The 24,959-nt window shown below is 63.9% G+C and carries 23 protein-coding genes and 2 tRNA genes; 8 read left to right on the top strand and 17 right to left on the bottom strand.

The features are described from left to right. Positions 1 to 81: 81 nt before the first annotated feature. The 4 genes from O7A05_RS16235 to O7A05_RS16250 all read left to right on the top strand — a co-directional run bounded on the left by O7A05_RS16235 (position 82) and on the right by O7A05_RS16250 (position 2,762). Positions 82 to 1,140, top strand: coding sequence for an ABC transporter ATP-binding protein (locus O7A05_RS16235; protein WP_337094059.1), 1,059 nt, complete (start codon positions 82 to 84; stop codon positions 1,138 to 1,140). Between the two features lie 26 nt (positions 1,141 to 1,166). Continuing rightward, on the top strand, positions 1,167 to 1,619 hold the full coding sequence (locus O7A05_RS16240; RefSeq protein ID WP_095765160.1) for an RbsD/FucU family protein: 453 nt from the start codon (positions 1,167 to 1,169) through the stop codon (positions 1,617 to 1,619). Between the two features lie 4 nt (positions 1,620 to 1,623). Then, positions 1,624 to 2,553, top strand: coding sequence for a ribokinase (rbsK, locus tag O7A05_RS16245; protein WP_337094060.1), 930 nt, complete (start codon positions 1,624 to 1,626; stop codon positions 2,551 to 2,553). Positions 2,554 to 2,663: 110 nt separating this feature from the next. Continuing rightward, positions 2,664 to 2,762 (top strand): putative RiPP precursor, encoded by a 99-nt coding sequence (locus tag O7A05_RS16250; RefSeq protein WP_337094061.1) that lies wholly within the window; start codon positions 2,664 to 2,666, stop codon positions 2,760 to 2,762. A 16-nt stretch (positions 2,763 to 2,778) separates the two neighbouring features. Here O7A05_RS16250 and O7A05_RS16255 read toward each other — a convergent pair whose 3' ends face one another. Both O7A05_RS16255 and O7A05_RS16260 read right to left on the bottom strand, forming a co-directional pair. Beyond that, positions 2,779 to 2,982 (bottom strand): hypothetical protein, encoded by a 204-nt coding sequence (locus O7A05_RS16255; RefSeq protein ID WP_337094062.1) that lies wholly within the window; start codon positions 2,980 to 2,982, stop codon positions 2,779 to 2,781. 171 nt (positions 2,983 to 3,153) lie between these two features. Further along, positions 3,154 to 3,230, bottom strand: a tRNA-Asp gene (locus O7A05_RS16260). Positions 3,231 to 3,448: 218 nt separating this feature from the next. Between O7A05_RS16260 and O7A05_RS16265 the strand changes: the two genes are divergently transcribed. Further along, positions 3,449 to 3,524 (top strand) — tRNA-Val (locus O7A05_RS16265). 82 nt (positions 3,525 to 3,606) lie between these two features. Here O7A05_RS16265 and O7A05_RS16270 read toward each other — a convergent pair. From O7A05_RS16270 to O7A05_RS16325, 12 genes are all read right to left on the bottom strand, one after another. Further along, positions 3,607 to 4,146, bottom strand: coding sequence for a hypothetical protein (locus O7A05_RS16270; protein WP_337094063.1), 540 nt, complete (start codon positions 4,144 to 4,146; stop codon positions 3,607 to 3,609). Between the two features lie 125 nt (positions 4,147 to 4,271). Further along, entirely contained in the window at positions 4,272 to 5,042 is a 771-nt protein-coding gene (locus tag O7A05_RS16275) for an SDR family NAD(P)-dependent oxidoreductase (protein ID WP_337094064.1), read from the bottom strand. Between the two features lie 13 nt (positions 5,043 to 5,055). Then, complete coding sequence (locus O7A05_RS16280; protein WP_337094065.1) at positions 5,056 to 6,051, bottom strand: ABC transporter permease; 996 nt, start codon at positions 6,049 to 6,051, stop codon at positions 5,056 to 5,058. A 101-nt stretch (positions 6,052 to 6,152) separates the two neighbouring features. Then, positions 6,153 to 7,193, bottom strand: coding sequence for a sugar ABC transporter substrate-binding protein (locus O7A05_RS16285; RefSeq protein ID WP_337094066.1), 1,041 nt, complete (start codon positions 7,191 to 7,193; stop codon positions 6,153 to 6,155). A 38-nt stretch (positions 7,194 to 7,231) separates the two neighbouring features. After that, on the bottom strand, positions 7,232 to 7,996 hold the full coding sequence (locus O7A05_RS16290; protein WP_337094067.1) for an ATP-binding cassette domain-containing protein: 765 nt from the start codon (positions 7,994 to 7,996) through the stop codon (positions 7,232 to 7,234). Then, complete coding sequence (locus tag O7A05_RS16295; RefSeq protein WP_337094068.1) at positions 7,993 to 9,159, bottom strand: ROK family transcriptional regulator; 1,167 nt, start codon at positions 9,157 to 9,159, stop codon at positions 7,993 to 7,995. Before O7A05_RS16295 ends, O7A05_RS16290 begins: the two co-directional genes overlap by 4 nt. Before the next feature lie 243 nt (positions 9,160 to 9,402). Next, on the bottom strand, positions 9,403 to 10,158 hold the full coding sequence (locus O7A05_RS16300; RefSeq protein WP_337094069.1) for an ABC transporter permease: 756 nt from the start codon (positions 10,156 to 10,158) through the stop codon (positions 9,403 to 9,405). Then, a complete protein-coding gene (locus O7A05_RS16305) occupies positions 10,155 to 10,928 on the bottom strand; it encodes an ABC transporter ATP-binding protein (protein WP_337094070.1) in 774 nt (257 codons plus the stop codon). Before O7A05_RS16305 ends, O7A05_RS16300 begins: the two co-directional genes overlap by 4 nt. 97 nt (positions 10,929 to 11,025) lie before the next feature. Next, a complete protein-coding gene (locus O7A05_RS16310; protein ID WP_337094071.1) occupies positions 11,026 to 12,078 on the bottom strand; it encodes an ABC transporter substrate-binding protein in 1,053 nt (350 codons plus the stop codon). Positions 12,079 to 12,144: 66 nt separating this feature from the next. Then, positions 12,145 to 12,579: a VOC family protein gene (locus O7A05_RS16315; protein WP_337094072.1), complete on the bottom strand. Its 435-nt coding sequence runs from the start codon at positions 12,577 to 12,579 to the stop codon at positions 12,145 to 12,147. Positions 12,580 to 12,581: 2 nt separating this feature from the next. After that, on the bottom strand, positions 12,582 to 13,316 hold the full coding sequence (locus O7A05_RS16320) for a FadR/GntR family transcriptional regulator (RefSeq protein ID WP_337094073.1): 735 nt from the start codon (positions 13,314 to 13,316) through the stop codon (positions 12,582 to 12,584). Then, a complete protein-coding gene (locus O7A05_RS16325; RefSeq protein WP_337094074.1) occupies positions 13,313 to 14,749 on the bottom strand; it encodes an FAD-binding oxidoreductase in 1,437 nt (478 codons plus the stop codon). The genes O7A05_RS16320 and O7A05_RS16325 overlap by 4 nt, the downstream gene beginning before the upstream one ends. Positions 14,750 to 14,952: 203 nt before the next feature. On the opposite strand from O7A05_RS16325, the gene O7A05_RS16330 reads away from it, so the two are divergent. Further along, positions 14,953 to 16,131: a M24 family metallopeptidase gene (locus O7A05_RS16330; protein ID WP_337094075.1), complete on the top strand. Its 1,179-nt coding sequence runs from the start codon at positions 14,953 to 14,955 to the stop codon at positions 16,129 to 16,131. 164 nt (positions 16,132 to 16,295) lie between these two features. Here the strand turns inward: O7A05_RS16330 and O7A05_RS16335 are convergent, their stop codons facing one another. Then, positions 16,296 to 17,576, bottom strand: coding sequence for a peptidoglycan DD-metalloendopeptidase family protein (locus tag O7A05_RS16335; RefSeq protein ID WP_337094076.1), 1,281 nt, complete (start codon positions 17,574 to 17,576; stop codon positions 16,296 to 16,298). Positions 17,577 to 17,751: 175 nt separating this feature from the next. Further along, positions 17,752 to 18,219 carry a peroxiredoxin gene (locus O7A05_RS16340; RefSeq protein WP_337094077.1) on the bottom strand — a complete coding sequence of 156 codons (468 nt, stop codon included), beginning with the start codon at positions 18,217 to 18,219 and terminating at the stop codon, positions 17,752 to 17,754. 95 nt (positions 18,220 to 18,314) lie between these two features. On the opposite strand from O7A05_RS16340, the gene O7A05_RS16345 reads away from it, so the two are divergent. Next, positions 18,315 to 21,740, top strand: coding sequence for a YhdP family protein (locus tag O7A05_RS16345; RefSeq protein ID WP_337094078.1), 3,426 nt, complete (start codon positions 18,315 to 18,317; stop codon positions 21,738 to 21,740). Between the two features lie 11 nt (positions 21,741 to 21,751). Here the strand turns inward: O7A05_RS16345 and tyrS are convergent, their stop codons facing one another. Continuing rightward, positions 21,752 to 23,005, bottom strand: a complete 1,254-nt coding sequence (gene tyrS, locus O7A05_RS16350; protein WP_337094079.1) for a tyrosine--tRNA ligase — start codon at positions 23,003 to 23,005, stop codon at positions 21,752 to 21,754. Between the two features lie 285 nt (positions 23,006 to 23,290). Between tyrS and O7A05_RS16355 the strand changes: the two genes are divergently transcribed. Then, positions 23,291 to 24,934: an ArnT family glycosyltransferase gene (locus O7A05_RS16355; protein ID WP_337094080.1), complete on the top strand. Its 1,644-nt coding sequence runs from the start codon at positions 23,291 to 23,293 to the stop codon at positions 24,932 to 24,934. Positions 24,935 to 24,959 lie beyond the last annotated feature (25 nt).

Here is a 24,959-nt window from a genome sequence, read left to right on the forward strand (position 1 = left end):
TTGGCTTTTTATCTATAAGATACCGACTTGCCGTTGCCGTTCGCAATGGCTAGCTTCACCGCAAACGCTAAAGGGGAGACGATGGCTCAAGTCGCGATCAGCAGTGTGGCCAAGGCGTTCGGAACCGTCAAGGTCCTGCATGAGGTCAGCGTCGATATTGCCGACGGACAATTCGTCGTGCTGGTCGGCCCGTCGGGATGCGGCAAGTCCACGCTGCTCAGGATGGTGGCCGGGCTGGAGACGGTTTCCGGCGGCACGATCTCGATCGGCGACCGGGTCGTCAACAACCTGCCGCCGGCGAAGCGCGACATCGCCATGGTTTTTCAGAACTATGCGCTCTATCCGCACAAGACGGTGGAGCAGAACATGGCGTTTGCGCTGAAGCTGCGCGGCACCGATCCGGCCGTGGTTGCCGAACGGGTGAAGCGCGCCGCCGACATCCTCGACCTCGCGCCTTATCTCAAGCGCTACCCGCGCCAGCTTTCCGGCGGCCAGCGCCAGCGCGTCGCCATGGGCCGCGCCATCGTGCGCAACCCGCAGGTGTTCCTGTTCGACGAGCCGCTTTCCAATCTCGACGCCAAGCTACGCGTGCAGATGCGCACCGAGATCAAGGAACTGCACCAGCGGCTGAAGACCACAACCATCTACGTCACCCACGACCAGATCGAGGCCATGACCATGGCCGACAAGATCGTGGTGATGCGCGACGGCCGCATCGAGCAGGTCGGCGCGCCGCTGGAGCTGTTCGACCGGCCGGCCAATCTGTTCGTCGCCGGCTTCATCGGCTCGCCGGCGATGAACCTGCTCAAGGGCACCGTTAAAAAGGGCGGGAAGCCCGTGGTCGACATTGCAGGCTCGGCGTTTCCGATGCCGACCAATATCGCCGCGGCGGACGGCCAGGCCGTCATCTATGGCGTGCGACCCGAGCACCTGGAAATCCATCCCGACGGCGTAGCATCCACGATTTCGGTGGTCGAACCGACAGGCTCGGAGACGCTGGTGTTCGTACGGTTCGGCGAGGGCGACATGGTGGCGCTATTCCGCGAGCGCCACGACTTCAAGCCGGGCGACACGCTCAAGCTCAAACCGCGCCTCGACCAGGTCCACCTCTTCGACGCCGGGACCGGCAAGCGTCTCTGACCGCATCAACCCTTCAAGAGGAAACCATGCTCAAAGGGATCAATCCGCTGCTCAATGCCGATGTGCTCCAGGCGCTGCGGGCGATGGGCCATGGTGACGACCTGATCATCGCCGACACCAATTTCCCGTCCGATTCCGTGGCCAGGCAGACGGTGCTCGGCAAGCTGTTGCGCATCGATGCGACGGCGGCAGAGGTGGTGAAAGCGGTGCTGTCGCTCTATCCGCTGGATACTTTCGTCGACGATGCGGCAGCGCGCATGGAGATCGTCGGCAAGCCGAACGAAATCCCGCCGGTGCAGAAGGAAGTGCAGAAGGAGATCGACGCGGCCGAGGGCAAGCCCTGGCCGATGATCTCAATCGAACGCTACGCCTTCTACGAGCGCTCCAAGAAAGCCTATTGCGTGATCCAGACCGGCGAGCGCCGCTTCTATGGCTGCTTTGCCTTCCGCAAGGGCGTCGTGCCGCCGGACGCGGAGTAAGGACATGGCTATCGGCAAGCCCATCGTCATCCTGGGCGTGTTCGTCGCCGACACCGCCTATCGCGCCGACCGCCAGCCGCGCCTGGGCGAAACGATCCTCGGCAATTCCTTCAAGCTTGGCCCTGGCGGCAAGGGCTCGAACCAGGCTGTCGCCGCCGGCAAGCTCGGCGCCGACATCACCTTCCTGGCCAGGCTCGGCGTCGATGCCTTCGCCGATATGGCGAAACGGACCTGGAAGGATGCAGGCGTGAAAAGCGCCGTGATCGATACGCCGGACAGCTATACGGGCGCGGCCTATATTTTCGTCGAGGAAGGCACCGGCAACAACGCCATCATCGTCAGTCCGGGCGCGGCAATGCTTGTCTCTCCGGCTGACATCGAGGCGCATGCCGAGCTCATCCGTTCCGCCGGCGTCTTCGTCACCCAGCTCGAACAGCCGATCGATGCGGCCTTGAGGGCGCTGGAAATCGCGCGCGGGGCAGGGGTGACGACCATTCTCAATCCCGCGCCGGCCGCCAGCCTGCCCGACCGCATCTACGCGCTCTGCGACTATGTCACGCCCAACGAGACCGAGGCAGAAGGGTTGACCGGCATCAATGTCTCCTCGATCGACGACGCCCGCCGCGCCGCCGACGCGTTGCTCGCCAAGGGCGTTGGCGCCGTCATCGTGACGCTGGGGGAAAAAGGCGCGCTGCTGAACACCAAGCACCGCTCCGAACATGTCGGCGCGGTCAGTGCCGGCCCGGTGGTCGAGACGACCGGGGCGGGTGATGCGTTCAACGGCGGTCTCGCAGCCGCCTTGGCAAGAGGCGTCGAGCCGCTGGAGGCCGTGCGCTTTGCCTGCGCGGTCGCCGGCATCTCGGTGACCCGCCCCGGCACCGCGCCGTCCATGCCGACCCTCCAGGAAGTCGAGGCGCTGCTCGCCAAGGCCTGAGACCTCCCGCCTTCCATTTTTTCACGGCTTTTTAGCGGCCCCTTATTGCGGAACGCAACTGAGGCGAGCGCGTTCATCGTCCTGTCGGCGCGCCGATTTGGAACGGTAGGATGAAAAAACTTTACGAAAAGCCCACACTGGTAAAGCGCCAGAAGCTCACCGAACGGACGGCCCAGATCGTCGCTTCCGGGGTTATCCTGGGCGAATGATTTCCAGTGGGCAGCGCTAAAGAATCCTGCTGGTCAGTTCCAACATCGTCGTTGCGCCTTGCTCGCCGCCGGGCATATGCACGACGCGAAGCACGCGGAGGTCCCTGTTCGATCCTTCGACCGGTATCGACACGCTTTCGCCGACCCGCGGCAATTCCTGGACGGCAAGCTCGTCGACATCCCTCTCATCGTCGATGGAAATCCGACATCTCACAGCCATCTGATCTCTCCCGTTTTTCGCCCGAGGGCTGAACGAGACAAATTTGGAATGGTTCCGGGATCAAAGGCTTAGAGCGGACCACGGTCTACTGGCGCGGTACAAAGCGCCGGATTGCCGGGGCAAAGGCCGCAAATTGCTCGGCCAAGAACGCAAAGTTGAAACTTGAAAAGATGGCGCGAGTGACGGGGCTCGAACCCGCGACCTCCGGCGTGACAGGCCGGCACTCTAACCGACTGAGCTACACCCGCGCACTGACGAGCACGTGTCAGGCGTGTTCGTCGTTGGGGCGGTGGATAAGGGGTTCGCCCGCGGGTGTCAAGCGCGGCATTCAAGCATTACAGCAATCAGGAGAAGGTTTTTTGACAGCGGCGCCGAGGCTGGGGAAATCCGCACCGCGACAGGCGCGCCTCCTATTCATTTGGCCTTGCGAATGCGGCCCTAACTGCTTAAAGGTCCGCGCTCAAGCGGGCGATTAGCTCAGTTGGTAGAGCGCTTCGTTTACACCGAAGATGTCGGCGGTTCGAGCCCGTCATCGCCCACCAGCCTGCCGGACAAGCTGAAGCAGAGTGCGGTGACGGCCCTTGCTGGGGCCGCCACCTTATTGCGCGCCGGGTTTAGGCGCGGCTACTGCCTGACGTAGCAGCGCTTGTGAGCGCCAGGGGCGGGGTCATCGCCAAAGGCGTCGGTGCCGCATCTGACGCCGTTCCTGAAAACATCCTGCGTGTACTGGCCGCGTGCGCCGTATCTGACCATCGCGCGGCCGCTGAAATCGCAGAACTCACCCTCCCTGGCGCAGGCGACCCATTCGCCACGGTAGGGGCGTGAGCCGTAATCGTCGTCCCCGTAGTCGTCGTCATCGCCATAGCCGCCGCCACGCGCCACGAAATAACAGGCCTTTTCGCGGCCGGGGGCCGGGTCGCCAAAAAGGCGATTCGAGCAGGGCACGGACCGACGGTCGAAAAACCGAGCGGTGGTTCGGCCCCGGGCGCCGTAGATCACCTGGGTGGGGTAGGGCAAGCGGCATATGCCGCCTTCATTGGCGCATCGCCGCAGCTGTTGGGCCGAGGCAGTGGCGGGGAAAAGGGCAGTGGCGGTCGCCGCCAAGCCGACGAAGCAAATGACTGCCAACGCCATTCGGATCAAGAAAATTGGGGTTTTTGACACGATACGTCCTCCGTGCGCTTCAGGCTCACCATGCTACAGCAGACCGGTTGAATAGGCGATGAACGAGCCGGTCATTGCAGCGGCTGTCGCCGCCAACGGTGGACGGACGCCGGAGTTGCAGCGAATCACGACGGTGTCAGGCGGAAATCCTGGCCTTCCGGCAGGAGCTGGCCGCCATCGACGACAATGGTCGTGCCGGTGATATAGCTGGCGTCGTCCGAGGCCAGAAACAGGAAGGCGTTGGCGACGTCGCGCGGCGTACCAAGGCGGCCGAGCGGCACGGCGTCCTCCATGCTCTTGATGAACGCGGCATCGCGATGCAGCTTCATGCCTTCGGTCAGGATGTTGCCGGGCTCGACGCCGTTGACGGTGATGCCATAGCCGGAAAACTCCAGAGCCGCGGAACGGATGAAGCCGTTGATGCCGGCCTTGCTGGCGGAATAGTGACCGTGGCCGGGGCTGCTCACCTGTGGACCGGTAATCGAGGATGTGAAGAGCATGCGGCCGCTCTGCTGTGTCCTCATCGGTGTCAGGGCGGCGCGGGCGGCGTTGAAGGTGCCGCGCAAATTAACTGCCATGACGCGGTCCCAATCGTCGGGACTGGTGTTCTCGATTAATTGCCAGGGGTAGATGCCGGCGTTCTGGACGATGATGTCGAGGCGGCCATGGCGCTCCAGCGCCAATGCCACAACGGCTTCCGCGTCGGCCATCCTCGAGATGTCGGTGTGGATGAAAGCGGCGCCGAGCTCATCGGCGCTCGCCCGGCCGGCCTCGGCCTCGCTGTCCGCGAGCACCAGCCTTGCGCCTTCCTCGGCAAAGCGCTGGGCTATGCCCTTGCCGATGCCGCGCGCGGCGCCGACGATCGCTGCCACCTTGCCTTCGATGCGTCCGGTCATGCGAGCGGTCCTGTCATGCGAGTTTTTGACGAATGGTTTGCTTGAAAGCGTCCAGCAGCACGGCCGCCAGCACCAGCAGACCATGGATGACCTGGGTGAAGTTAGCCGGCAGGCCCATCAGGTTGATGGCCGTGTTGATGGCCGACAGCAGCAACACGCCGGCGTAAACCCCGGGTAGTGTGCCGACGCCGCCCTTCAGGCTGACGCCGCCGATGACGACGGCGGCGAATGCGTTGAAGAGGAGCCCGACGCCGAGATTGGCGGTGGCGCCGGAGGTGCGGATGGCAAGCAGCCAACCGGCAAGCCCGGCAATAGCGCCGGCGAGCACGAAGGCGACGATCAGGTTGCGGTTGACGCGGATGCCGGCGCGGAAGGTCGCCGTCTCGTTGCCGCCGATCATCACCAGATGCCGGCCGAAAGGCGTCTTGGCCAGGATCAACGAAAAGATGACGAAACAGGCGATCGCGATCCATGCGGTGAGGGGCAGACCGGCAAGGCGCTGGATGCCGAACCAGCGGATCGCGGGGGCGAGGTCCTGTGCGGAGCGGCCGCCGGAGATGACCAGCACGAGGCCGCGCGCCCAGATGTAGGAAGCAAGCGTGATGATGAAGGCGCTCATCTTCAATCTGACGATGAGGAGCCCGTTGATAACACCGATGATCGCGCCCACCGCCAGCGCGATGGCGAGCGATACCGGCACCATGAGCCAATCTGGATGCAGTTGCACGCCGAGGCCGATGCCGGACGAGCAGAACATGATGCCGACCGCCATGGCGCTGAGCGCGGCGACCGATTCGACCGAAAGGTCCATGTGGCCGGCAATGATGACCAGCGCCAGCCCGATCGACATGACGCCCAGCACGCTCGAAGCCTCGACGATGTTGGCGAAGATGCCGAGCTGGAAGAAGTTCGGAATGAACATCGAGAACACCGCCAGCACGAAGACCAGCATGAACCAGACGAGATTGTCGAGCACGAGCTCGAGACTATGGCGAGTGCGCGGACTCATGGGGCGATCCGGTTGGCGTCAGGACGGGATGCGCGACCGCTTCTGTGCGGACGCACCGCAGGGCCCCGAGCCATGGCGGCCCGGAGCTCTGCTGGGAAAGCCTATTCGACCGGCTTGACCGTATCCGTCGGCGGCTTCTGGTTGCCCCAGAAGGCGGGATTGTCGACGTTTGCCTTGGTGATCGCGGCGCCCGGGATCTTGATGTTGGGTCCCCAGGCTTCCTTGGTCACCACCGACTTCAGGCCGAGCACGTCGTAGTCACCGGGCTTGATCTCCTGCTTGTTGGCGACCTTATCCATGAACATCGCGACGGCTGCGGCCTGCGCGTAAAGCGGCTGCTCGACCTCGACGTTCAGCCAGCCCTTCCGGATGAGGTCGAGGCCGACAGGCGCGCCGTTCGAGCTCATCAGCATAACATCGCCCGGCTTCTTGCCGGCGGCTTCGAGCGAAGCGACCGCGGCGACCGAGAGGTGGGCGGCATGGCTGAAGATCAGGTCGATGTCTGGATTGGCCAGCATCTGGTCGGCAACGATGGTGCCGGCATTGCTCGCTTCCCACTGCATGGCCGGCAGCGAAATGATCTTGACGTCCGGAAACGCCTTCATCTTCTCCTCGAAACCCTTCTGGATATCGAGCGTGTAGGGATCGCCCGGATCGCCGAGCACCTGGAGGATCTTGCCCTTGACCGAGCCGTTTTTGGCCTTCAGCAGAGCCTCGGCCTGATCGGCCGCGATGTGGCCGATCTCGACCGTGCCTGCGACCGAGGTGAAGTCGGACGGCGTTGCGGTGATCTGGCGGTCGAACTCGACCACCGGGATGCCGGCAGCGCGGGCGGCTTCAACGGATGGCTTCAATGCGTTGAAATCGACCGCGGCGAGGATGATCGCCTTGGGCTTCAGCGCGATAACGTCATTCATTTGCGATTGCTGAGCATCGGTCTTGTTGTCCGCGTTCAGCGTTTTCATCTCATAGCCGACCTGCTTCAGGAACAGTTCCAGAGCGCTCACCGAGCCGGTCTGGAATTCGTCAAGCAATGTCGGCACCAGGTAATAGACGGTACCCTTGGACTGGGCGAATGCCGGCGTTAGCGTGGCAATGGCCAGTGCCAGGATACCGAAGACAGAAAGTAGCAGTCGCTTCATGTCGTTCGCTCCTCTTGCGCCGGACCCCTCATTGTTTCTCAGCCCGCCGGTCCGGCACCGGCGAGCGTCTCCCCGGTGATCATGTTGATCACCGCGTCGGGACTTGTCTTGTTGCGGGCCACGTCACCGGCCACGACACCCTGGCGGATCACAACGATCCGGTCGGCGACTTGGAAGGCCTGCTGCATGATGTGGGTGATGATGACGACGCCGATACCCTGCCTTGCCACCTGGCGGATCATGTCGAGGCCGCGACGAGTCTGCTCGACGCCGAGCGCGGCGAAGGGCTCGTCGAGCAGCACCAGCTTACCGCCCCAATGGACGAAGCGGTTGAGCTCGATCGCCTGCCGCTGGCCGCCTGAGAGATGCTCGACTTTGGTGCGCAGCGAAGGAATACGCGTGCCGGCATTGGCCAGCGCCTTGCCGACCACCGCTTCCATCGCACGCTCGTCGAGGACCGGAACGCCCAGCACCTTGCGGGTGATCTCGCGTCCCATGAAGAAGTTGGCTACGACATCGACGTTGGTGCAGAGCGAAAGGTCCTGGTAGACGGTTTCGATGCCGGCCGCCTTGGCCTCGGCCGGAGACCTGGCGAGGAATTCCTTACCTTCGAAGAGCATGCGGCCCGAGGTCGGTTCGAGCCCGCCTGCGATGATCTTGACCAGCGTCGACTTGCCGGCGCCGTTGTCGCCGAGCAGCGCCACCACCTCGCCGCGTCCGATCGAAAAGCTGATGCCGCGCAGCGCATGAATGGCGCCGTAGTTCTTGACGACGTTGTCGAGGACCAGAAGCGGTTCGCTCATGCTGCGATGTCTCCACCCTTCAAAAGGTCGCCATCGCGCTGCCGCTTGGCGGTGAAGATTTGGCCGAAGCGCGGGGAAAGCACGCCCGAAACGGCAAGCGCCGCCGCTCCGCGCAGCACCGCGTGCTGGCCACCTTGCGCCACCAGGATACGCGGTGTGGTGCGATCCTTGCGCGCCGAAACCGAGTTCAGCAGCGGCTCCAGCGATGCCGCCAGCCGCTCGAGCAGGGCAGGCGAGGCCAATCCGCCAAGAACGATGGTTTCGGGGTCGAAGAGGTTCTCGATGATGGCGATCGCGTTGCGGAATACGGGCGCGACCTCGGCCACCCAGCCGGTATCGTCGCCGCTCCAGCGGCTTCGCGCGTCCAGCGAAATATAGCGTTCGAGGCAGCCGCGATTGCCGCAGGGGCACGGCTCGCCGCCTGGAACGACGGGGATATGGCCGATCTCGCCGGCATTGCCCCAGGCGCCGCGCAAGACGCTGCCATCATGCAGCATGGCGCCGCCAAGACCGACGCCGAAATAGAGATAGTAATATTCGGAATGCTTTGCGCCGAAACCATAGAGGCGTTCGCCCATGGCGGCGGCCGCCATGTCGTTTTCGAAGAAGGCTGGCAGGCCGGTGGCTGCCGACAGCCGCTCGCGTAGCAAAACGTCCCGCCAGCCAACCATGGTCGTCGGGCCGACGAAGCTCATGGGTTCGACACCGAACGGGCCAGGAAGCGCCATGCCGATGCCGATGACGCGGCTGCCCGGGCGACGCCTTGTCATTTCGGAGACCATGGCGCCGATTGCTTCGAACGCGTCATCGGGAGCGGCATTGGGCGCGCTGCGGTGCGCATCCTCGACGACGTCGCCGCTGAGGTTGATCAGCGCCGCGTCGATGCCGAGCGGAGTGAGGTGGATGCCGACGGCATATCCGCCGTCTGGGTTGATGCGCAGCGTCGCCGGCGGCAGGCCACGACCCTTCGGCTCCTCGCGAACCGACAGGATGTAACCTTGTTCTTCCAACTCGCGAACGATGGTCGAAACGGTCTGGACCGTCAGTCCGACATGTCGGGCGATATCGCCGCGCGCTATGGGGCCGAAGCGGCGGACGGACTCAAGCACGATGCGTCGGTTGTACGGCCGCCCGAATTCCTGATTGGTCCCTCGCAACGCCATGGCTTGCGCTCCCATCGCTGCGGCAAGACTTGCAGAGTAGATTTATTCAGTCAAATGGAATTCAAAAATATTTCTGATTGCGGGCAACAGGAACCCGCTGCGATCGCCATTTCGCAGCGGGAGGCTCAAACTCGAAGCCAGTGGGCAGTTGGAGCGGTCAGCGTTTCACAACGTCGCGGAGTCGCTCTAGACTTTGTTTGTACAGTTCCGGAAGATTTGCCACGCACTTCCCCGGGCGTTGCCCTAATAACGGATAACCCGTCGCTCGATCAGCACGACAATACAGAACAGCGCGATCGACAGTGACGATGACAGCACGATCGCCGCATAAAGCCGGTCGGACTGGTAGTTAAAGGTGGCCTGGATGATCAGCGCGCCGAGCCCTTTGTCCGAGCCGATCCACTCGCCGACGATGGCGCCGATCACGGCGGTGGCCGACGCGATTCTGAGCGAGGAGAACAGCATCGGTAAGGCGCGCGGCAGGCGCAGGCTCCAGAAAATCTCCGAACGCGTCGCCGACAGCACCCGGAACAGCTCGTGCTCGTTGTCGCTGGCCGAATCGAGGCCGCGGATCATGTTCACCAGCGTCGGGAAGAAGCAGATCACCGCGGCGATGACGATCTTCGGCGTCATGCCGAGACCGAAGATCAGGATGATGATCGGTGACAGGGCCAGGATCGGGATGGTGTTGAAGAAGAGCACGATCGGGAAATAGGCGACCTGCAGAACGCGGCTATGGACGAAGAGAACGGCCAGCAGCACGGCAGCCGAATTGCCGATGACGAAGCCGGCCAGCGCCTCGATCAGCGTCGGCCGCAGATTGTCGATGAGGAGCGAAAAGCTCTTCTGGAAGACACCGAAGATCGCCGTTGGCGTCGGCACGATATAGGCCGGCACGCCGAGCAGCGGCAGGAGGTATTGCCACGCAAGCAGGATCGATGCCGCACCCAGGACGGGAAGCGCAATCGTCATTTGCGGGGAGAGCGGCGGCTGTCTCACGATGCGCGCTCCAGCGCCATTCGCAGACCGGCCATGGCCGCGACGATCGCCGGATCCTCGCGCTTGCAGCGATTGCCTTCCTGCTTGAAGGGCCGCATGTCGAGATCCTTGACGATGCGCCCCGGATTGGCGGCGAGCACGATGACGCGTTCGCCGAGGTATGCGGCTTCGGCGATCGAATGGGTGACGAAGAGGACAGTCGTGCCGGTGCGTCGCCAGAGCGCCAGCAGCTCGTCATTCAACCTGTCCCGCGTGATCTCGTCGAGGGCGCCGAAGGGTTCATCCATCAGGAGCAGTTTCGGTTCGCCAAGCAGGGCGCGCGCGATCGCAACGCGCTGGCGCTGGCCGCCGGAGAGCTGATGCGGCAGGCGCTCACTGAGGCCGCCGAGGCCCATCAGCTCCAGCAGTTCCGCGCTGCGGTCCTCGATCTTGCGCGTCAGGCTGCGCTGGCCGACGCCGAGCGGCAGGCGCACATTGTCGCGTACCGTGCGCCAGGGGAGCAACGTCGAATCCTGGAAGACGAAGCCGACATCGCGGCGCGAACGCACCGCATGCGGCGTTTCGCCAAGCACGCTGATTGAGCCGCCGAGCGGATCGAGCAGGTCGGCCACCACGCGGAGCAAGGTCGACTTGCCGCAGCCGGACGGCCCCAGGATCGACAGGAAGGAGCCGGCCGCGACGGTGAGGTCGAGGCCGGCGAGCACTTTGACGGCCGTCTGCCGGTCGCCATAGCCGACCTCGAGCTGTTGGGCTTCGATCGCGATTTGCATTAGATCAGCACAACGTTTGATTCAATCGTCATGCCAATCTAACTCTTTGCTGGAGCATGATCTTTTCCAAAACCGTTCCCACTTTTGGGATCAGGCTTTAGGCCGCGGGCGCGTCGAGCTTGGGCCGGTCTGCGGCCGAAAGCTCCAGGATCTTGGTGGTGTAGACATCCTTGGCGGCCGGGCGGCCGTTCGGATACTGGCCGACCTTGTCGAGCAATGCCAATTGCTCCTCGATCGAGGCGGGATGGAACGTGCCCCAGCCATCTTTGGCGGTCGTGCCGTCGAAGGAGAGCTTCAGCACCAGATTGACGGTCTTTTCCTCCCAGCCGAGATCCATTTCCGGATAGGCGGCGACCATCTTCTTGACCGCTTCCTGCGGGTTGGCATGCACCCAACCCCAGCCCTTGCCGACGGCGCCGATGAACTTGGCCAGCGTTTCCGGATCCTTCTCGATCGCCGCGTCGGTGGCGAAATAGACATCGGCATAGGAGCTCAGCCCGAGATCGCGCACCAGGAGGTCTATGCGGTCGTAGCCGACAACGCTGAGCGCCTGGGTGTTGGTGATCCAGCCGCCGATCGCGTCGACATCGCCCCGCACCAAGGGCGCCTTGTCGAAGCCGACATTGACAATGGTCACCTCCGACGGATCGATGCCGTTCTTGGCCAGGATCTCGTCGATGACGAAGCGCGCCGTCGGCTGGATGCCGATCTTCTTGCCCTTGAGGTCGGCCACGCTGCGGATCGGCTTGGCCGGCTTCGAGGTCAGCGCATAGGGGCCGGTGCGGAAGCCGCAGGCGATGATCTTGATCGGCACGCCGCTGGCGCGCGCTGAGTAAAGCTGCGGCGTTTCCGAGAACTGTCCAAGCTGCGCGGCCCCCGAAATCACCGGCGGCACGGTCGACGCATTGGGGCCGCCGGGGCTGAATTCGACCTCCAGCCCGGCATCCTTGAAATAGCCGTTGGCGACGGCCGCGATATCGCCGATCTGGCCGTTGGACATCAGCCAGTCATACTGGATGACGACCTTGCCGGCCGCCTTTGCGCCCGGCGTCAGCACCAGCTGCATTCCGGCCGATGCGGCCGCAACGGCTGCCATGCCGCCTTTGACGAAAGTGCGGCGGTTCAATTCGAAGTCTCGGTTCCCACTCATTTTTCGCTCCTGTTGCAGACTTTGTCGTCTCTTCTTCAGGCGCCGCTCCCTTCAGCGCGGCGTCGTCTACGGCTGTTCGTCGCGGTAGTCGCCAGGGCCGCCGTCGAGCCAGGCGTAAAGCTCCCAAAGCGTGTCGTCCGGGTCGGTGAAATAGGCGCAGCGCGCATTCCAGACGTAGTTTTCGGGCGGGCCATAGAAGGGCACGCCCCTGGCGCTTAGTTCGCCATGCATCCGGTCGATGTCGGCGGGATGATCGAGCTGCACGGCGACGCAGACCTTGTGCGCCTTGCGCGGCGATCTCAGCTTCGACACGCCCGTATGGCGGTTGATGTGATCGAGTTCCCAGGCGGCGAGCGTAACGCCCTCGCCATCGAAATCGGCAAAGCCTTCGGCGCGGCGGCGCAGGCGGAAGCCGAGTTTTTCAACGTAGAAGTCGACCGTCCTTTCGATGTTTTCGACCAGCAGGCAGACATCGGAGATGCGGGTGATGCTTGCCGGCATGGCTATTTCGCTCCGTTGGCTTTCGAGAGCGGCAGCTTGACGCCGACGCGGTTGGCGGCGCCGACGATATGGGCACGCATCGCCGCTTCCGCCGCCGCCGGATCGCCCGCCACAAGCGCGTTATAGATGCGCACATGCTCGCCGACATTGATCTCGACGAGATCGTGCAGCGGGTTGGTCATGCGCGCGTAGTGGATCGAGTGGCGGATCTGCTCGCAGACGAAGGAAATGAAGGTGTGGATGTAGCTGTTGCCGGTGGCGCGTGCGATCTCGCGGTGGAAGAGCAGGTCGGCGTCGATGCTGCCTTCTTCCCAGCGCTCTTCGCCGCCCATGCGATCGAGCGCCGCTTTGATCGAATCGAGATGCTCCTGATTGCGGCGCGCCGCGGCGAGTGCGGCCGATTCGGCCTCGAGGATGCAGCGCAACTCGAACAGCCGCTCCATATTGTGCGTATCCTTGAGCGCCTCGCGGTCGATGCGGATCGCGGCCCGCTGCTCGGGCGCCAGCACGAAGGCGCCGATGCCTTGGCGCGCCTCGATCACGCCGTCGGCACGAAGCTGGGCGATCGCCTCGCGCACGACATTGCGGCTGACGCCGAATTTTTCCGACAGCTCCTGCTCGGTTGGCAGGCGCGCCCCGGGATTCAGCTCGCCGGATTCAATCTCGCGGCTGAGGAAGGCAGCGACCCGGTGGGGCAGCGTCTCGACGGTGCCGATGGCGGCCAGTCTCTGCTTCATGCGATAGTCTCCCTTGCGGGCAACAGGCAGCCGGGGTTCATCAGACCGTTGGGGTCGAAGGCATTCTTTAGCGCCGTGACCATGCGACGATGCGTCGGCGAAAGCCCGGCCCAGAATTCCTTTCGGCGGCTGCGGCCGATTCCGTGCTCCGCGCTGATAGAGCCGCCGAGGCCGACGGCGATTTCATAGAGCCCGGCGACGACGTCAGCGCCACGCGCACGAGCCTCGTGCTCGGCAAGTTCGGCCGGCGGCAGCACGTTGAAATGAATGTTGCCGTCGCCCGCATGGCCGTAGGCGAGAGGGATCCAGCCTGGATGGTAATTCGCGACGAAGCGGCGGGCTTGCTCGATCAAGGCAGGGATGTCGGGGATCCGGACCGACAGATCGGTGCGCACATGATAGCCGCGCTTGGCTTGGCCTTCGACCAAGCCTTCGCGGATCGCCCAAAAACTCTTTTCTTGAGCGCTGCTCGTGGCGAGAACCGCGTCGCTCACCAGTCCTTTCTTCATGGCATCGCCGAGGAAGGCGGCCAACAGGGCGTCGAGATCAATGCCCGGGCCAGAGGACAATGCGATCAGCACCTGGACGGGCGCCGAGACCGGCGCCCTCATCGCGGGGTCGATCAGCCGGACAAGATCGATACATTCCGAACCGATGATCTCGAAAGCGGAGATCAGGTCCGAACAGTCGCGGCGCGCCCGGTTGAAGAGCGCAATGGCCGCCTCGAACGAGGCCAGGCCGAGATAGGCGGTCTCTGTTTTGGCCGGCTTCGGAAACAGCTTGACCTCGACACCGGTGATAATGCCCAGCGTGCCTTCCGAGCCGATAAAAAGCTGCTTCAGGTCATAGCCGCTGTTGTTCTTGCGCAGGCCGGAAAAACCGTTCCAAAGCTCGCCATCCGCCAGCACCACTTCGAGGCCCAGGATCAGATCGCGCGCCATGCCATAGCGCAGCACGTTGACGCCGCCGGCATTGGTCGCCGCATTGCCGCCGATCTGGCAACTGCCCTGCGCGCCGAGTGCCAGCGGGAAGAGGCAGTCTCGCGCCTCGCATGCGTCCTTGATCGTCTGCAGCACGCAGCCGGCATCGGCGCGCAGCGTGAAGTTGTCCGGATCGATCTGCCGGATGGCGTTCAGCCGCTCAAGGCTGACGACAATCAGGCCGCCGCCTTTAGTGTCGATCGCGCCTGAAACGAGCCCGGTGTTGCCGCCCTGCGGAACGACCCCGAGCCCAAGCTCGCTGCAAAGCCGCGTCACGGCCTGGACCTCGGCTACCGAAGCTGGCCGCAGCACGGCGAGAGCCTGGCCGCGATAATCTCCTGCCCAGTCGCCTAGATATTTCGCCATTCCGGCCGGATCGGCGGCGATGCCGTTTTGTCCGATGGCACTTTCAATGGCGCCGAGGATTTCCGGTGAAAGGCGTTGAACCGTCATGAACGTCTGTGTCTGGATATCGGTTGATAGATATCATCCTACAACTTAACTCGAGTCAACCGCTCTCCTGCTCGGCGACCGTACCGGTTAGGCCCTGCCTGTGCGTTGTGCTGGCCGATTGCCGACCGCCAGAACCACCGCGATGGTGGCGGAGGGGAAGCCGTGGGCTCGTCCCGACCAGATCGATCCGGCGAGGAGAAAAGATGATTGAACTGCCTTTTGCCCGCGAAGAGTACCAGCAGCGGCTCGGAAAAATCCGCGCCGAAATGGTTAAGCGCGGCATCGAACTCCTGATCGTCAACGACGTGGCCAACCAGCATTACATCACCGGCTATGACGGCTGGTCGTTCTACACGCCACAGGTGGTGCTTGTTCCGATCGAGGAGGTCGAGCCGGTCTGGATCGGCCGCGCCATGGATGCGGCCGGCGGGATACTGACGGCCTGGATGAAGCCGGAAAACATCGTCGGCTTCCCGGAAGACCATGTGCAGCGCGCCGACCGTCATCCCATGGACTGGATCGCGGCCTGGATCGTCGCCAAGGGCTGGGGCAGCCGCCACATCGGCATAGAGCTCGAAGCCTATTATTTCTCGCCGAAGGCGCATGCGCGTCTGGTCGCCGGATTGCCCGATGCGAAATGGCATGATGCCGATCTGCTCGTGAACTGGATCCGCGCGGTGAAATCAGCGCCGGAGATCGCCTATCTGCGCAAGGCGTCGAGGCTGGCGCAAGCGGCTGTCGCGCGGGCCTACGAAGTCATTGCGCCGGGCGTGCGCGAATGCGACGCGATCGCTTCCATCCAGGCGGCGCAGATCGCCGGCAGCCCGGATTTCGCCGGCGATATCACGGCGCTGCCGCCGACGATCCTCGGCGGCGAAAATGCTTCCGCGCCGCACATCATGTGGAGCGACCGGCGGTTCGGAAAGGAGGAAACGATCGCGCTCGAGCTTGCCGGCGTCTGCCGCCGCTACGCGGCGGGGCTTGCCAGGACCATGCAGCTCGGCAAGACGCCGGTTCGCGTCGCAGACACGGCAAAGGCGGTGATCGATGGCATGGATGCGGTGCTCGATGCGGTGCGGCCGGGCACGACCGCCGAAGCGGTCGAAGCCGCCTGGCGCAAGGTCATAGAGCGTCACGGGCTGAAGAAGGAATCGCGCATCGGCTATTCCATCGGCGTTGCCTATCCGCCCGATTGGGGCGAGCATACGATCAGCCTGAGACCCGGCGACAAGACGGTGCTGCAACCCGGCAATGTCGTTCATTCCATCCTGGGCATGTGGATGGACGGCTGGGGCATCGAGATCAGCGAGACCATCCTGGTGACCGTTACCGGCAACGAGACGCTGACGAAGTTCCCGCGGGATATCCATGTCAAAGCCTGACCGGCCGGAGGTCGGATCGGTTTATCCGCTTCACCATTCCAGGTTCCGTGTCGACGAGGCCGCGTTGAAGAACGGCGTCCTTATTTTGGTTTTCGGCTGCAACGATGTATCTGGCAGGGCAGGAGAATCCCGGCGCTTAGCGGCGCGGGTGCTGGATCAGCCGGTCAAAGATACTGCGCGAGCTTCTTGCCGACGGTCAGGAAGCGCAGCGGGTCGACCGCTTCGCCGTCGTGGCGCACCTCGTAATGCAGGTGCGGACCGGTCGAGCGGCCGCTGCTGCCGGTCTTGCCGATGACGTCCCCGGCGGCGAGCTTCTGGCCGACGCTCACATCGATCTCGCTCAGATGCCCATAGCGTGTGGCAAAGCCGTTGCCATGGTCGACCTCGACCATGCGGCCGTAGCCGCCGGCCCAGCCGGCCCTGGTGACGACGCCAGCGGCGGTGACCTTGGCCGGCATGCCGACCGGCGCCCTGAAATCCATTCCCGTATGCAAGGCGGCGCTGCCCAGGATCGGGTCGGTGCGCACGCCGAACGGGCTGGTCACCGCATGGCCCGGCGCAGGGTTGGCGAGCGGCAGCTTGCTCGCCTCTTTCTTGACCTCGTCGAGCGCATCGAGCGCCTCGTCCAACTCCTTGACCTTGCTGTCGAAAACCATCGAGGGATCAAGCGGAACCAGCGGGCCGCCGACATCGCTCTTGTCAAGCTCGCTGTCGACCGGCAGGCCGGCCACTTCCAGTGCCTGGGCGATGGCATCGGCATTCTTATAGGCGTTGTCGGCAAGCGTGGCGATGCGCGAAAGCTGCTGGTTCTCGATGGCCTTCAGCGACGCGTTGATCGAGACGAACAGCTTGTCGGCGCGGTCGGCGGCCGTTTCGCCGTCGAGCGGATCGGACCTTGTCGACCAGAGCGAGAAGGGCCTTGTGTCGCCGGCGCTCAAGGATGCGACGGAATAGGTCGGCGCCTGCGAGAGGCTGCCGGTGGCCTCGGCGTGCTCGTCGGGCTTGGGTGCCGCTGCGCCCGTTGCAGGTGGGTCGCCGACCTCGTTCTCGGCGCGTTCGAGGATCGGGCCGAGACGTCCGTGGCGCTCGCTGAGCTGGGTTTGCCTCGCCAGCAGCTCGCTGACCTTCGTTTCCATCAGCTGCTGGTCTAGAAGCTGGCGGCTGGTGATGCGGTCGACCTGGGCACGAAGCGCCGAGATGCGGTCCTCATAGGCCTGCTGCATGCGCGCCTGCCTTGCCGTCGTGGCGCCGATCAGGTCGTCGCGCAGCACCAGATAGGACGTCGCGAGCAGATAGCCGATGGCGATCGCCGCCAGGGCCGAGCCAATGAAGGCGGCGAGCCAGGGGCGGATGGTGAAATGCCTGATCTCGTTGCCCCGGGCAAGGATGACCGTATGCGGTTCCTTGCGCTTGCCGAAAACCGCTGACTGACCGGTTTGTTTCACGGGACCGAGCTTTCGTTACGGGGACCAACGACAAGCTCGATTACACATTATTAGGGTTAACAAAGTTTTGCCGCCCGCAATATCCGCGCAAACCAATTCGCGCTTTGCGGGTGGCCGGTTGCAATAGAGATGAGGCCGGCGCGGCCGGCGATCGCGAAAGCCACGCGCTCCCGTTTCAGAGCGCGCGCACCGCCTCAAGCACCGCTTCGGCATGGCCTTTGACGCGAACCTGGCGCCAGATGCGGGCGATGCGGCCGTCCTTGCCGATCAGGAAGGTGGCGCGCTCGACGCCCATATATTTGCGCCCGTACATCGTCTTCTCGACCCACAAATGATAGGCGTCGATCACCTTGCGCTCCTCGTCGGCGACGAGATCGACGGTGAGATCGTACTTCGCCTTGAATTTGTCGTGTTTCTTGGCGCTATCGGGCGATAGACCGATCACCACTGCACCGGCCTTTTCGAATTCCGGCTTCAACTGCGAGAAGCCGATCGCCTCGTTGGTGCAGCTTGTGGTGTCGTCCTGCGGATAGAAGTAGAGTACCACCGGCTTGCCCCGGAGCGCAGCAAGGCTGAGGGAGCCCCCGCCGTCACGCGGGAGATCGAATTGGGGTGCCGTGTCGCCCACGTCGAGATCAGCCATATCGATGCCCTTGTTAGCGGTTACGCGCGGGAAATCATCGATATAACGTGAAGCGGGGATTCGTCCACGACGAGTTCGTTACAACGGAATATTGCTTGGATCAGGAAGAACCGCAGCACGAGAAGATCAGGTTCAGGCGTGACGAGATCACAGACCTGGCGAGGCTTCCGTCCGCGTGCAGCGTGCCGCCGCTCGGCCGCGCGGCAGTGCGCCGGCGCTTTCGCATTCTCGGTCGCGTGTTTGCCGGGCTTTGCGCGCTCGTGCTCCTGACGGCGGCAGGCGTCTATGTCCTCGGGGCCTCGGGCATAGGCACGGAGCGCCTCCGGGCCGAGGCGGAGACCGCGATCGAGAAGTTGGCGGGCGTCGACGTCGACGTCGCCGTCGGCGCGGCGCGACTGACGCTCGACGAGTCGAGCTTCGTCGCCCTGCAGGTGAACGATGTCAGCCTGAAGACGGCCGACGGCAAACCGATGGCCGATATCCGGCGCGTGCGTTTCGGCATGCGCCTGCTGCCGCTGCTTTCCGGCGATGTCCGGCTGACCGCCGCCAGATTTTCCGATGCTCATATCGTGGTGGCCGCCATGCCCTCCGGCGGAGGCGACTGGACGGCGGCGTTGCGCAACGAGGACGGCCTTATCGACCCGGAGAAAGTGTCGGCGGCGGTGTTTTCAGGCGTCAATGACGCGCTGGATGCCGTGCGCGAGGACTCGATGCGCCAGATTGATCTGCGCAATGTGGAGTTCGAGCTGCCGGACACCGGGCCGGTCAAGCGCGTGACCGTCGCCTCGGCGACCGTCGCGCAAACCGGTACGGGAAGCATGCAGTTCTCGTACGATGCCGATGTCGACGGCCGGCACGCGACGTTGATCGCCTCGGCGACGCGCGATGCGACGGCAAAACGCATTTCGTCGCTGGACGCCAATCTCGAGATAGCCGGCCCCTCCGGCGGGAACAGTTCGACAGGAACCGGCCCGGCGGCCGACGGCGCTAAACTGGGTTCGATCGCGTTGAAGCTCTCAGGATCGGAAGCGTCGGGCGACAACCCTTCGCGCCTGGCGGCATCACTCTCGCTCAACGGTTCTGTGCTCGACCTGGACGAACGCGGGCTGTTGCCGACCGATGTCGATGCCGATGCCACGCTGGTGGCCGGTTCGAACAAGATCTCGGTCGACCGGCTGCTGATCAGAAGCGGCCGCTCCAGCTTCGACTTTGCCGGATCGATCGGACCGAAGCCGGCGGCCGCCGGGGAGGAGCCTGCCTACCGCTATGATCTCACCAGCGATGGCTCGACGCTGGCGCCCTCGGAATCGCCGGAACCGGCGCTTCAGTTCCTGGCCCGTATCGCCGGCGTCTACCAGCCGAAGAGCCGCAAGCTCGTCGCCGAGCAGATCGGCGTGCGCTCGGGCGGATCGGGCGAGGTGCTGGGGGCCGCCACGGTCGCCTTCATCGACAACGGTCCTCCAGGAGTATCGCTGTCGCTCAACGTTCACGACATGCCGGTCTCGCATGTCAAGCAATTGTGGCCGTGGTTCTCGGCCCGCAACGCGCGGCTTTGGGTGCTGGGCAATCTGTTCGGCGGCACGGTGACCGATGCAAATCTGCAGTTCCAGGTCGCCCCGGGGCGCCTGGGCAACGGCGTGCCGCTTACCGGCGACGAAGTGTTCGGCCGTTTCCGGATCGAAGGATCGCGCTTCGATACCGCCGGGCGCATCCCGCCGGTCCGTGACGCCGTCGGCGTCGTTGCGTTCCACGGCAACGATGTCGACATCGCACTCTCCTCGGGCAGCGTCTATATGCCGAGCGGCCGCACCGTGGCGGCAAGCGGCGGCACGTTGACGATCAAGAACGCGAACCTGCCGATTGTGGTTGGTGGGCTCGACATCGACGTTGCCGGTGAGGCTCCGGCTATTGCCGAGCTTGCCTCCTACGAGCCGATCAACGCCATGCGCCATGTCGGATTGGCACCCGAGGATCTGTCCGGCACCGTCACCGGCCACGTCAGGGCGGACATTCCGCTGACGAAGGGCATGGACACCTCGACGCTCGATTGGCTGGTTTCGCTCGATTATCAGGACCTGTCGTTGGCCAAGCCTTTCGAGGACCAGACGGTTACCGAGGCCAATGGCTCGATCACCGTCGGGCCGAAGCAGGCGGTGATTTCCGCCGAGGCCAAGCTCAACGGCATTCCTGCCGAGCTCGATCTGGTCGAGCCGCTAGCCGACGACGGGCCGGCGCGAAGCCGCAAGGTTACACTGGTTCTCGATGACAAGACGCGCAATGCCAGCATGCCTGGACTGTCGGACCTGCTTTCGGGAACCATCAAGGTGGCGATCGACAAGAGCGGCCAGGGCGCCCAGCAGGTTTCGGCGGACCTGACCAATGCCAGGCTCGACATTCCCTGGGCCGGCTGGAGCAAGGGCGCCGGCATTCCCGCCAAGGTCGCTTTCAACATGGCAAAGTCCGGCAGCACCACCACGCTGTCGGATTTCGATCTCGGCGGCAAAAGCTTTTCGATCGACGGCAATGTGACGCTGGTCAACGGCACGTTGTCCACGGCCCGCTTCAGCAAGGTTTCGTTGAACCGGGGCGACGACGTCGCCGTTTCGGTGAAGCGCTCCGGCAAGAGTTATGCCGTTGACGTCAGCGGCGCATCGCTCGACGCCCGCTCGCTGATCAAGCAGTTCACCTCGGATGTCGACACCGCGACGAAGGGCGCGGGCAGCGACGCCGTCTCGGTGAGCGCCGACGTGGCATCGCTGACCGGCTTCCATGACGAGGTGCTCTCCAATCTCAGGCTCGAATACAGCGCCGCCGGATCGCGCGTGAACGGGCTCAACGTCACTGCCGCGGCAAGCTCCGGCGCTGCGATCGCGATCAACAACACCACAAGCGAAGGCGGCCGCGTGCTCAGGGTGAAGTCTGCCGATGCCGGCGCCATCCTGCGGTTCCTCAACGTCTACGAGCATATGGAGGGCGGTGCGATCACGCTGTCGCTCTCGGGCGCTGCCGACGGGCCGATGAGGGGACAGGTGGATGCCCGCAACTTCTATGTGGTCAACGAGCCCAAGCTGGCCTCGATCGTGTCGACGACTCCGGCCGGCGATACACGCAGCCTGAACCAAGCCGTCAAAAGCAACATCGACACGTCCAGGGTGCAGTTCGAGCGCGGCTACGCCGAGATCGACAAGGGTTCCGGCTATCTGAAACTGGCGAACGGCCTGCTGCGCGGCCCGCGCATCGGCACGACCTTCCAGGGCACGCTCTACGATTCGAACAACAACATGGACATGACCGGGACCTTCATGCCGGTCTATGGTCTCAACCGCATCTTCGGCGAACTGCCGTTGTTCGGACCGCTGCTCGGCAACGGGCGCGACCGCGGCCTGATCGGCGTCACCTACCGGCTGCGCGGCAACGCCAACAAGCCGACGCTCAACATCAATCCGCTATCGGTGGTGGCGCCGGGCATATTCCGCTCGATCTTCGAGTACAGGCAACAGCCATCCCAAAATGCGCAGTAAGGTGCGGCCGATCAGATCGGCCGCACCAGAACGTGTTTCTTCTTGCCGAGCGAAAGTTTCACGACGCCTTCGGGACCGAGGTCCTGAAGCGTGACGACGCGCCGGTCGTCGGTCAGCGGCTGGTCGTTGACGCGTACGGCGCCGCCCTGAACATGTCGGCGCGCTTCGCCGTTCGAGCCGGCAAGCCCGGCGCTTACGAACAGCGCCAGAATGCCGATCCCGGCTTCGAGATCTGATTTGGCTACTTCGATGCCGGGCAGCGTGTCGGCGAGCGCGCCTTCCTCGAAGGTCTTGCGCGCGGTTTCGCTTGCGGTCTCGGCCGCGTCGCGGCCATGCAGCATGGCGGTGATCTCGGTGGCAAGGATCTTCTTCGCCTCGTTGATCTCCGAGCCGCCGAGCTTTTCAAGGCGCGCCACCTCGTCGAGCGGCAGGGTCGTGTAGAGCTTCAGGAAGCGCCCGACATCGGCGTCCTCGGTGTTGCGCCAATACTGCCAGAACTCGTAAGGGCTGAGCATGTCGCCATCGAGCCAGATGGCGCCGGACGCCGATTTGCCCATCTTGGCGCCGGACGAGGTGGTGAGCAGCGGCGTGGTCATGGCGAAGAGCTGCACGCCCTCCATGCGGTGGCCGAGGTCGATGCCGTTGACGATGTTGCCCCACTGGTCCGAGCCGCCCATCTGCAGCCGGCAGCCGACGCGCTTGTAGAGCTCGACGAAGTCGTAGGCCTGCAGGATCATGTAGTTGAATTCGAGGAAGGACAGCGACTGCTCGCGGTCGAGCCTGAGCTTCACCGAATCGAAGGCCAGCATGCGGTTGACGGAGAAATGCCGGCCCACATCGCGCAGGAAGTTGACGTAGTTGATCTGCATCAGCCAGTCGGCGTTGTTGACCATGACCGCGTCGCCCGGACCGCTGCCGAATTTCAGGTAAGGCGCGAAATTGCGGCGGATGCCGACGAGATTGTCTTCGATGTCCTGCGGGGTCAAAAGCTTGCGGGCTTCGTCCTTGAAGGACGGGTCGCCGATCATCGACGTGCCGCCGCCCATCAGCGCGATCGGCCGGTGGCCAGTCTGCTGCAGCCAATGCAGCATCATGATCTGGATCAGCGATCCGGCGTGCAGGCTCTTGGCGGTGGCGTCGAAGCCGATATAGGCACTGACCGTTTCCTTGGCGAAAAGCTGGTCGAGGGCCGATTCATCCGAAATCTGGTGGATGAAGCCGCGCTCGCTCATGATGCGCAGGAAATCGGATTTGAAGGCGGACATTTGTTCTTCCTGGAAGTCGCCGGGCACTTGGCCATGCTTGATATGAAGGCGCGCGTTTAGCATCCGCGGGCGATCAGCAAAAGTGGTTTCCGGTTTTGCGTCCGATCGCCTGCCAAACGAAAGACCGCGATCAGCAAAAGTGGTTTCCGGTTTTGCATCTGCCCCGGGTGAGGTCACTATCCTTGCTTCACCCTTTTTGCTGGCGTAATGAAGCGCCGCGCAAAGACAGGCGCCATGCGCCGCGACGGGGCCATCCCGCAGTTTCAGATCGGACGAGCTCCCGCGATGAACAGGAACTACCTTTTCCTCTTTCTGTTCAGCATCGTCATGACCGCCAGCGGGCTGGCCAGCCTGCCGCCGGTCGACCGCGACGAATCCCGCTTCGTCCAGGCGACCAAGCAGATGGTCGAGACGGGCGACTATGTCGATATCCGCCTGCAGGATGTCACGCGCTACAAGAAGCCGATCGGCATCTACTGGCTGCAGTCGGCGGCGGTCGCGCTGAGCGGCGAGGGGGCCGCGGCGCCCATCTGGATCTATCGCCTGGTCTCGATGCTAGGCATCGCGCTCGCGGTCGTCGGCATCGGCTGGACCGGGACAAAACTCTTCGGCGCCAATGCCGGGCTGGCCGCCGGCCTGATAATGGCGGCGATCTTCGCCACCGCCTTCGAAGGCCGCGACGCCAAGACCGATGCCATGCTGCTTGCCTGCTGCGTGATAGCGCAAGGCGCGCTGGCGCAGGTCTATTGGGCTTCGAAGCGCAACGAACCGGTTCCCGGGCATCTGCCGTGGATCTTCTGGATCGCGCAAGGCTTCGGCATCCTCGTCAAGGGCCCGGTTTCACCGCTCTTGTCGCTGCTGACCGCCGCTGCTCTCTTTGCGTTCGACCGCGATTGGCGCTGGCTCCTCAAGATGAAGCTGGTGCGCGGCGTCGGCATTGTGCTGGTCATTGTGCTGCCGTGGCTCGTCCTCATCACCTGGAAGAGCGGCGGCGCCTTCTTCCAGGAAGCGGTCGGCAAGGATATGTTGAACAAGGTGGCGCAGGGCGAGGAATCGCACGGCCTGCCGCCCGGCTTCTACATGCTGACCTATTCGCTGTTCATGTGGCCCTTCGGGCTGATCGCGGTCGGCGCCGGGCTCCAGGCCATCAACCGTCTTTGGGACGATCCGCGCCTGCGCTTCTGCCTGGCCTGGTACGTCCCGTTCTGGCTGGTGTTCGAGGCGATTCCGACCAAGCTGCCGCATTATGTCATGCCGGCCTATCCAGGCATGGCGCTTCTGGTCGGATGGCTGCTCACCTTGCCGGCGGACAAGGCCAACGCGCCACTGAAGCGCTGGCAGACATGGCTGTGGTGGGCGACTGCCTTCGGCCTTGCCGTGGTGGCGATCGGCCTTGCCGTGGTCTGCGTCGGCGCGCCGCTTTATCTCACAAAGACCTTCTCCTGGTGGAGCATACCGGCGGCGATCGCCGCTCTGGTCACCGGCTATCTTGCTTTCCCCAGGCAGCTGCAGGTGCCGCTTCCGCGCATTGCCGCGATCGCCATCTGCGCCGGCATCACCTTCAGCCTGCTGTTCGGCGTCATTGCGCCTTCGCTGAGACCGATCTGGCTGAGCCCCGCTGTCAAGGCCGCCGTCGACGCCAACCGTCCTTGCGACACCACGGTACTCGCCTCGGCGAAATTCCAGGAGCCGAGCCTGGTCTTTCTGGTCGGCACCCAGACCGTGCTGACCGATGTCGAGGGCGTGGCGCAACATCTGCTCGCCGATCCGTCCTGCGCGCTTGGGCTGGCGCCGATCAAGGACGAGCAGAAGCTCGCCGAAGTGCTGACCGCCCAGGGCAAGTCGGCGAAGCGGCTGACGGAGATCGACGGCATCAACTATTCGTCGGGAGACAAGTTGTCGCTCGGGCTTTACCGGGTGGCTCCGTGATGAATAGCGTCGGGCATCGAATGTC

The organism is Mesorhizobium argentiipisi (SeqCode) (genome assembly GCF_037179585.1).
Lineage (GTDB): Bacteria > Pseudomonadota > Alphaproteobacteria > Rhizobiales > Rhizobiaceae > Mesorhizobium > Mesorhizobium argentiipisi.

Bases quoted from the DNA above. Each gene is read 5' to 3' on its own strand.
- O7A05_RS16340 (WP_337094077.1), bottom strand. From the start codon at position 18,219: ATGGCTGATCTCGACGTGGGCGACACGGCACCCCAATTCGATCTCCCG.
- O7A05_RS16310 (WP_337094071.1), bottom strand. From the start codon at position 12,078: ATGAGTGGGAACCGAGACTTCGAATTGAACCGCCGCACTTTCGTCAAA.
- O7A05_RS16280 (WP_337094065.1), bottom strand. From the start codon at position 6,051: ATGAGTCCGCGCACTCGCCATAGTCTCGAGCTCGTGCTCGACAATCTC.
- O7A05_RS16275 (WP_337094064.1), bottom strand. From the start codon at position 5,042: ATGACCGGACGCATCGAAGGCAAGGTGGCAGCGATCGTCGGCGCCGCG.
- O7A05_RS16325 (WP_337094074.1), bottom strand. From the start codon at position 14,749: ATGACGGTTCAACGCCTTTCACCGGAAATCCTCGGCGCCATTGAAAGT.
- O7A05_RS16240 (WP_095765160.1), top strand. From the start codon at position 1,167: ATGCTCAAAGGGATCAATCCGCTGCTCAATGCCGATGTGCTCCAGGCG.
- O7A05_RS16315 (WP_337094072.1), bottom strand. From the start codon at position 12,579: ATGCCGGCAAGCATCACCCGCATCTCCGATGTCTGCCTGCTGGTCGAA.
- O7A05_RS16305 (WP_337094070.1), bottom strand. From the start codon at position 10,928: ATGCAAATCGCGATCGAAGCCCAACAGCTCGAGGTCGGCTATGGCGAC.
- O7A05_RS16320 (WP_337094073.1), bottom strand. From the start codon at position 13,316: ATGAAGCAGAGACTGGCCGCCATCGGCACCGTCGAGACGCTGCCCCAC.
- O7A05_RS16355 (WP_337094080.1), top strand. From the start codon at position 23,291: ATGAACAGGAACTACCTTTTCCTCTTTCTGTTCAGCATCGTCATGACC.
- O7A05_RS16290 (WP_337094067.1), bottom strand. From the start codon at position 7,996: ATGAGCGAACCGCTTCTGGTCCTCGACAACGTCGTCAAGAACTACGGC.
- O7A05_RS16250 (WP_337094061.1), top strand. From the start codon at position 2,664: ATGAAAAAACTTTACGAAAAGCCCACACTGGTAAAGCGCCAGAAGCTC.
- O7A05_RS16255 (WP_337094062.1), bottom strand. From the start codon at position 2,982: ATGGCTGTGAGATGTCGGATTTCCATCGACGATGAGAGGGATGTCGAC.
- O7A05_RS16285 (WP_337094066.1), bottom strand. From the start codon at position 7,193: ATGAAGCGACTGCTACTTTCTGTCTTCGGTATCCTGGCACTGGCCATT.
- rbsK (WP_337094060.1), top strand. From the start codon at position 1,624: ATGGCTATCGGCAAGCCCATCGTCATCCTGGGCGTGTTCGTCGCCGAC.
- O7A05_RS16330 (WP_337094075.1), top strand. From the start codon at position 14,953: ATGATTGAACTGCCTTTTGCCCGCGAAGAGTACCAGCAGCGGCTCGGA.
- O7A05_RS16295 (WP_337094068.1), bottom strand. From the start codon at position 9,159: ATGGCGTTGCGAGGGACCAATCAGGAATTCGGGCGGCCGTACAACCGA.
- tyrS (WP_337094079.1), bottom strand. From the start codon at position 23,005: ATGTCCGCCTTCAAATCCGATTTCCTGCGCATCATGAGCGAGCGCGGC.
- O7A05_RS16235 (WP_337094059.1), top strand. From the start codon at position 82: ATGGCTCAAGTCGCGATCAGCAGTGTGGCCAAGGCGTTCGGAACCGTC.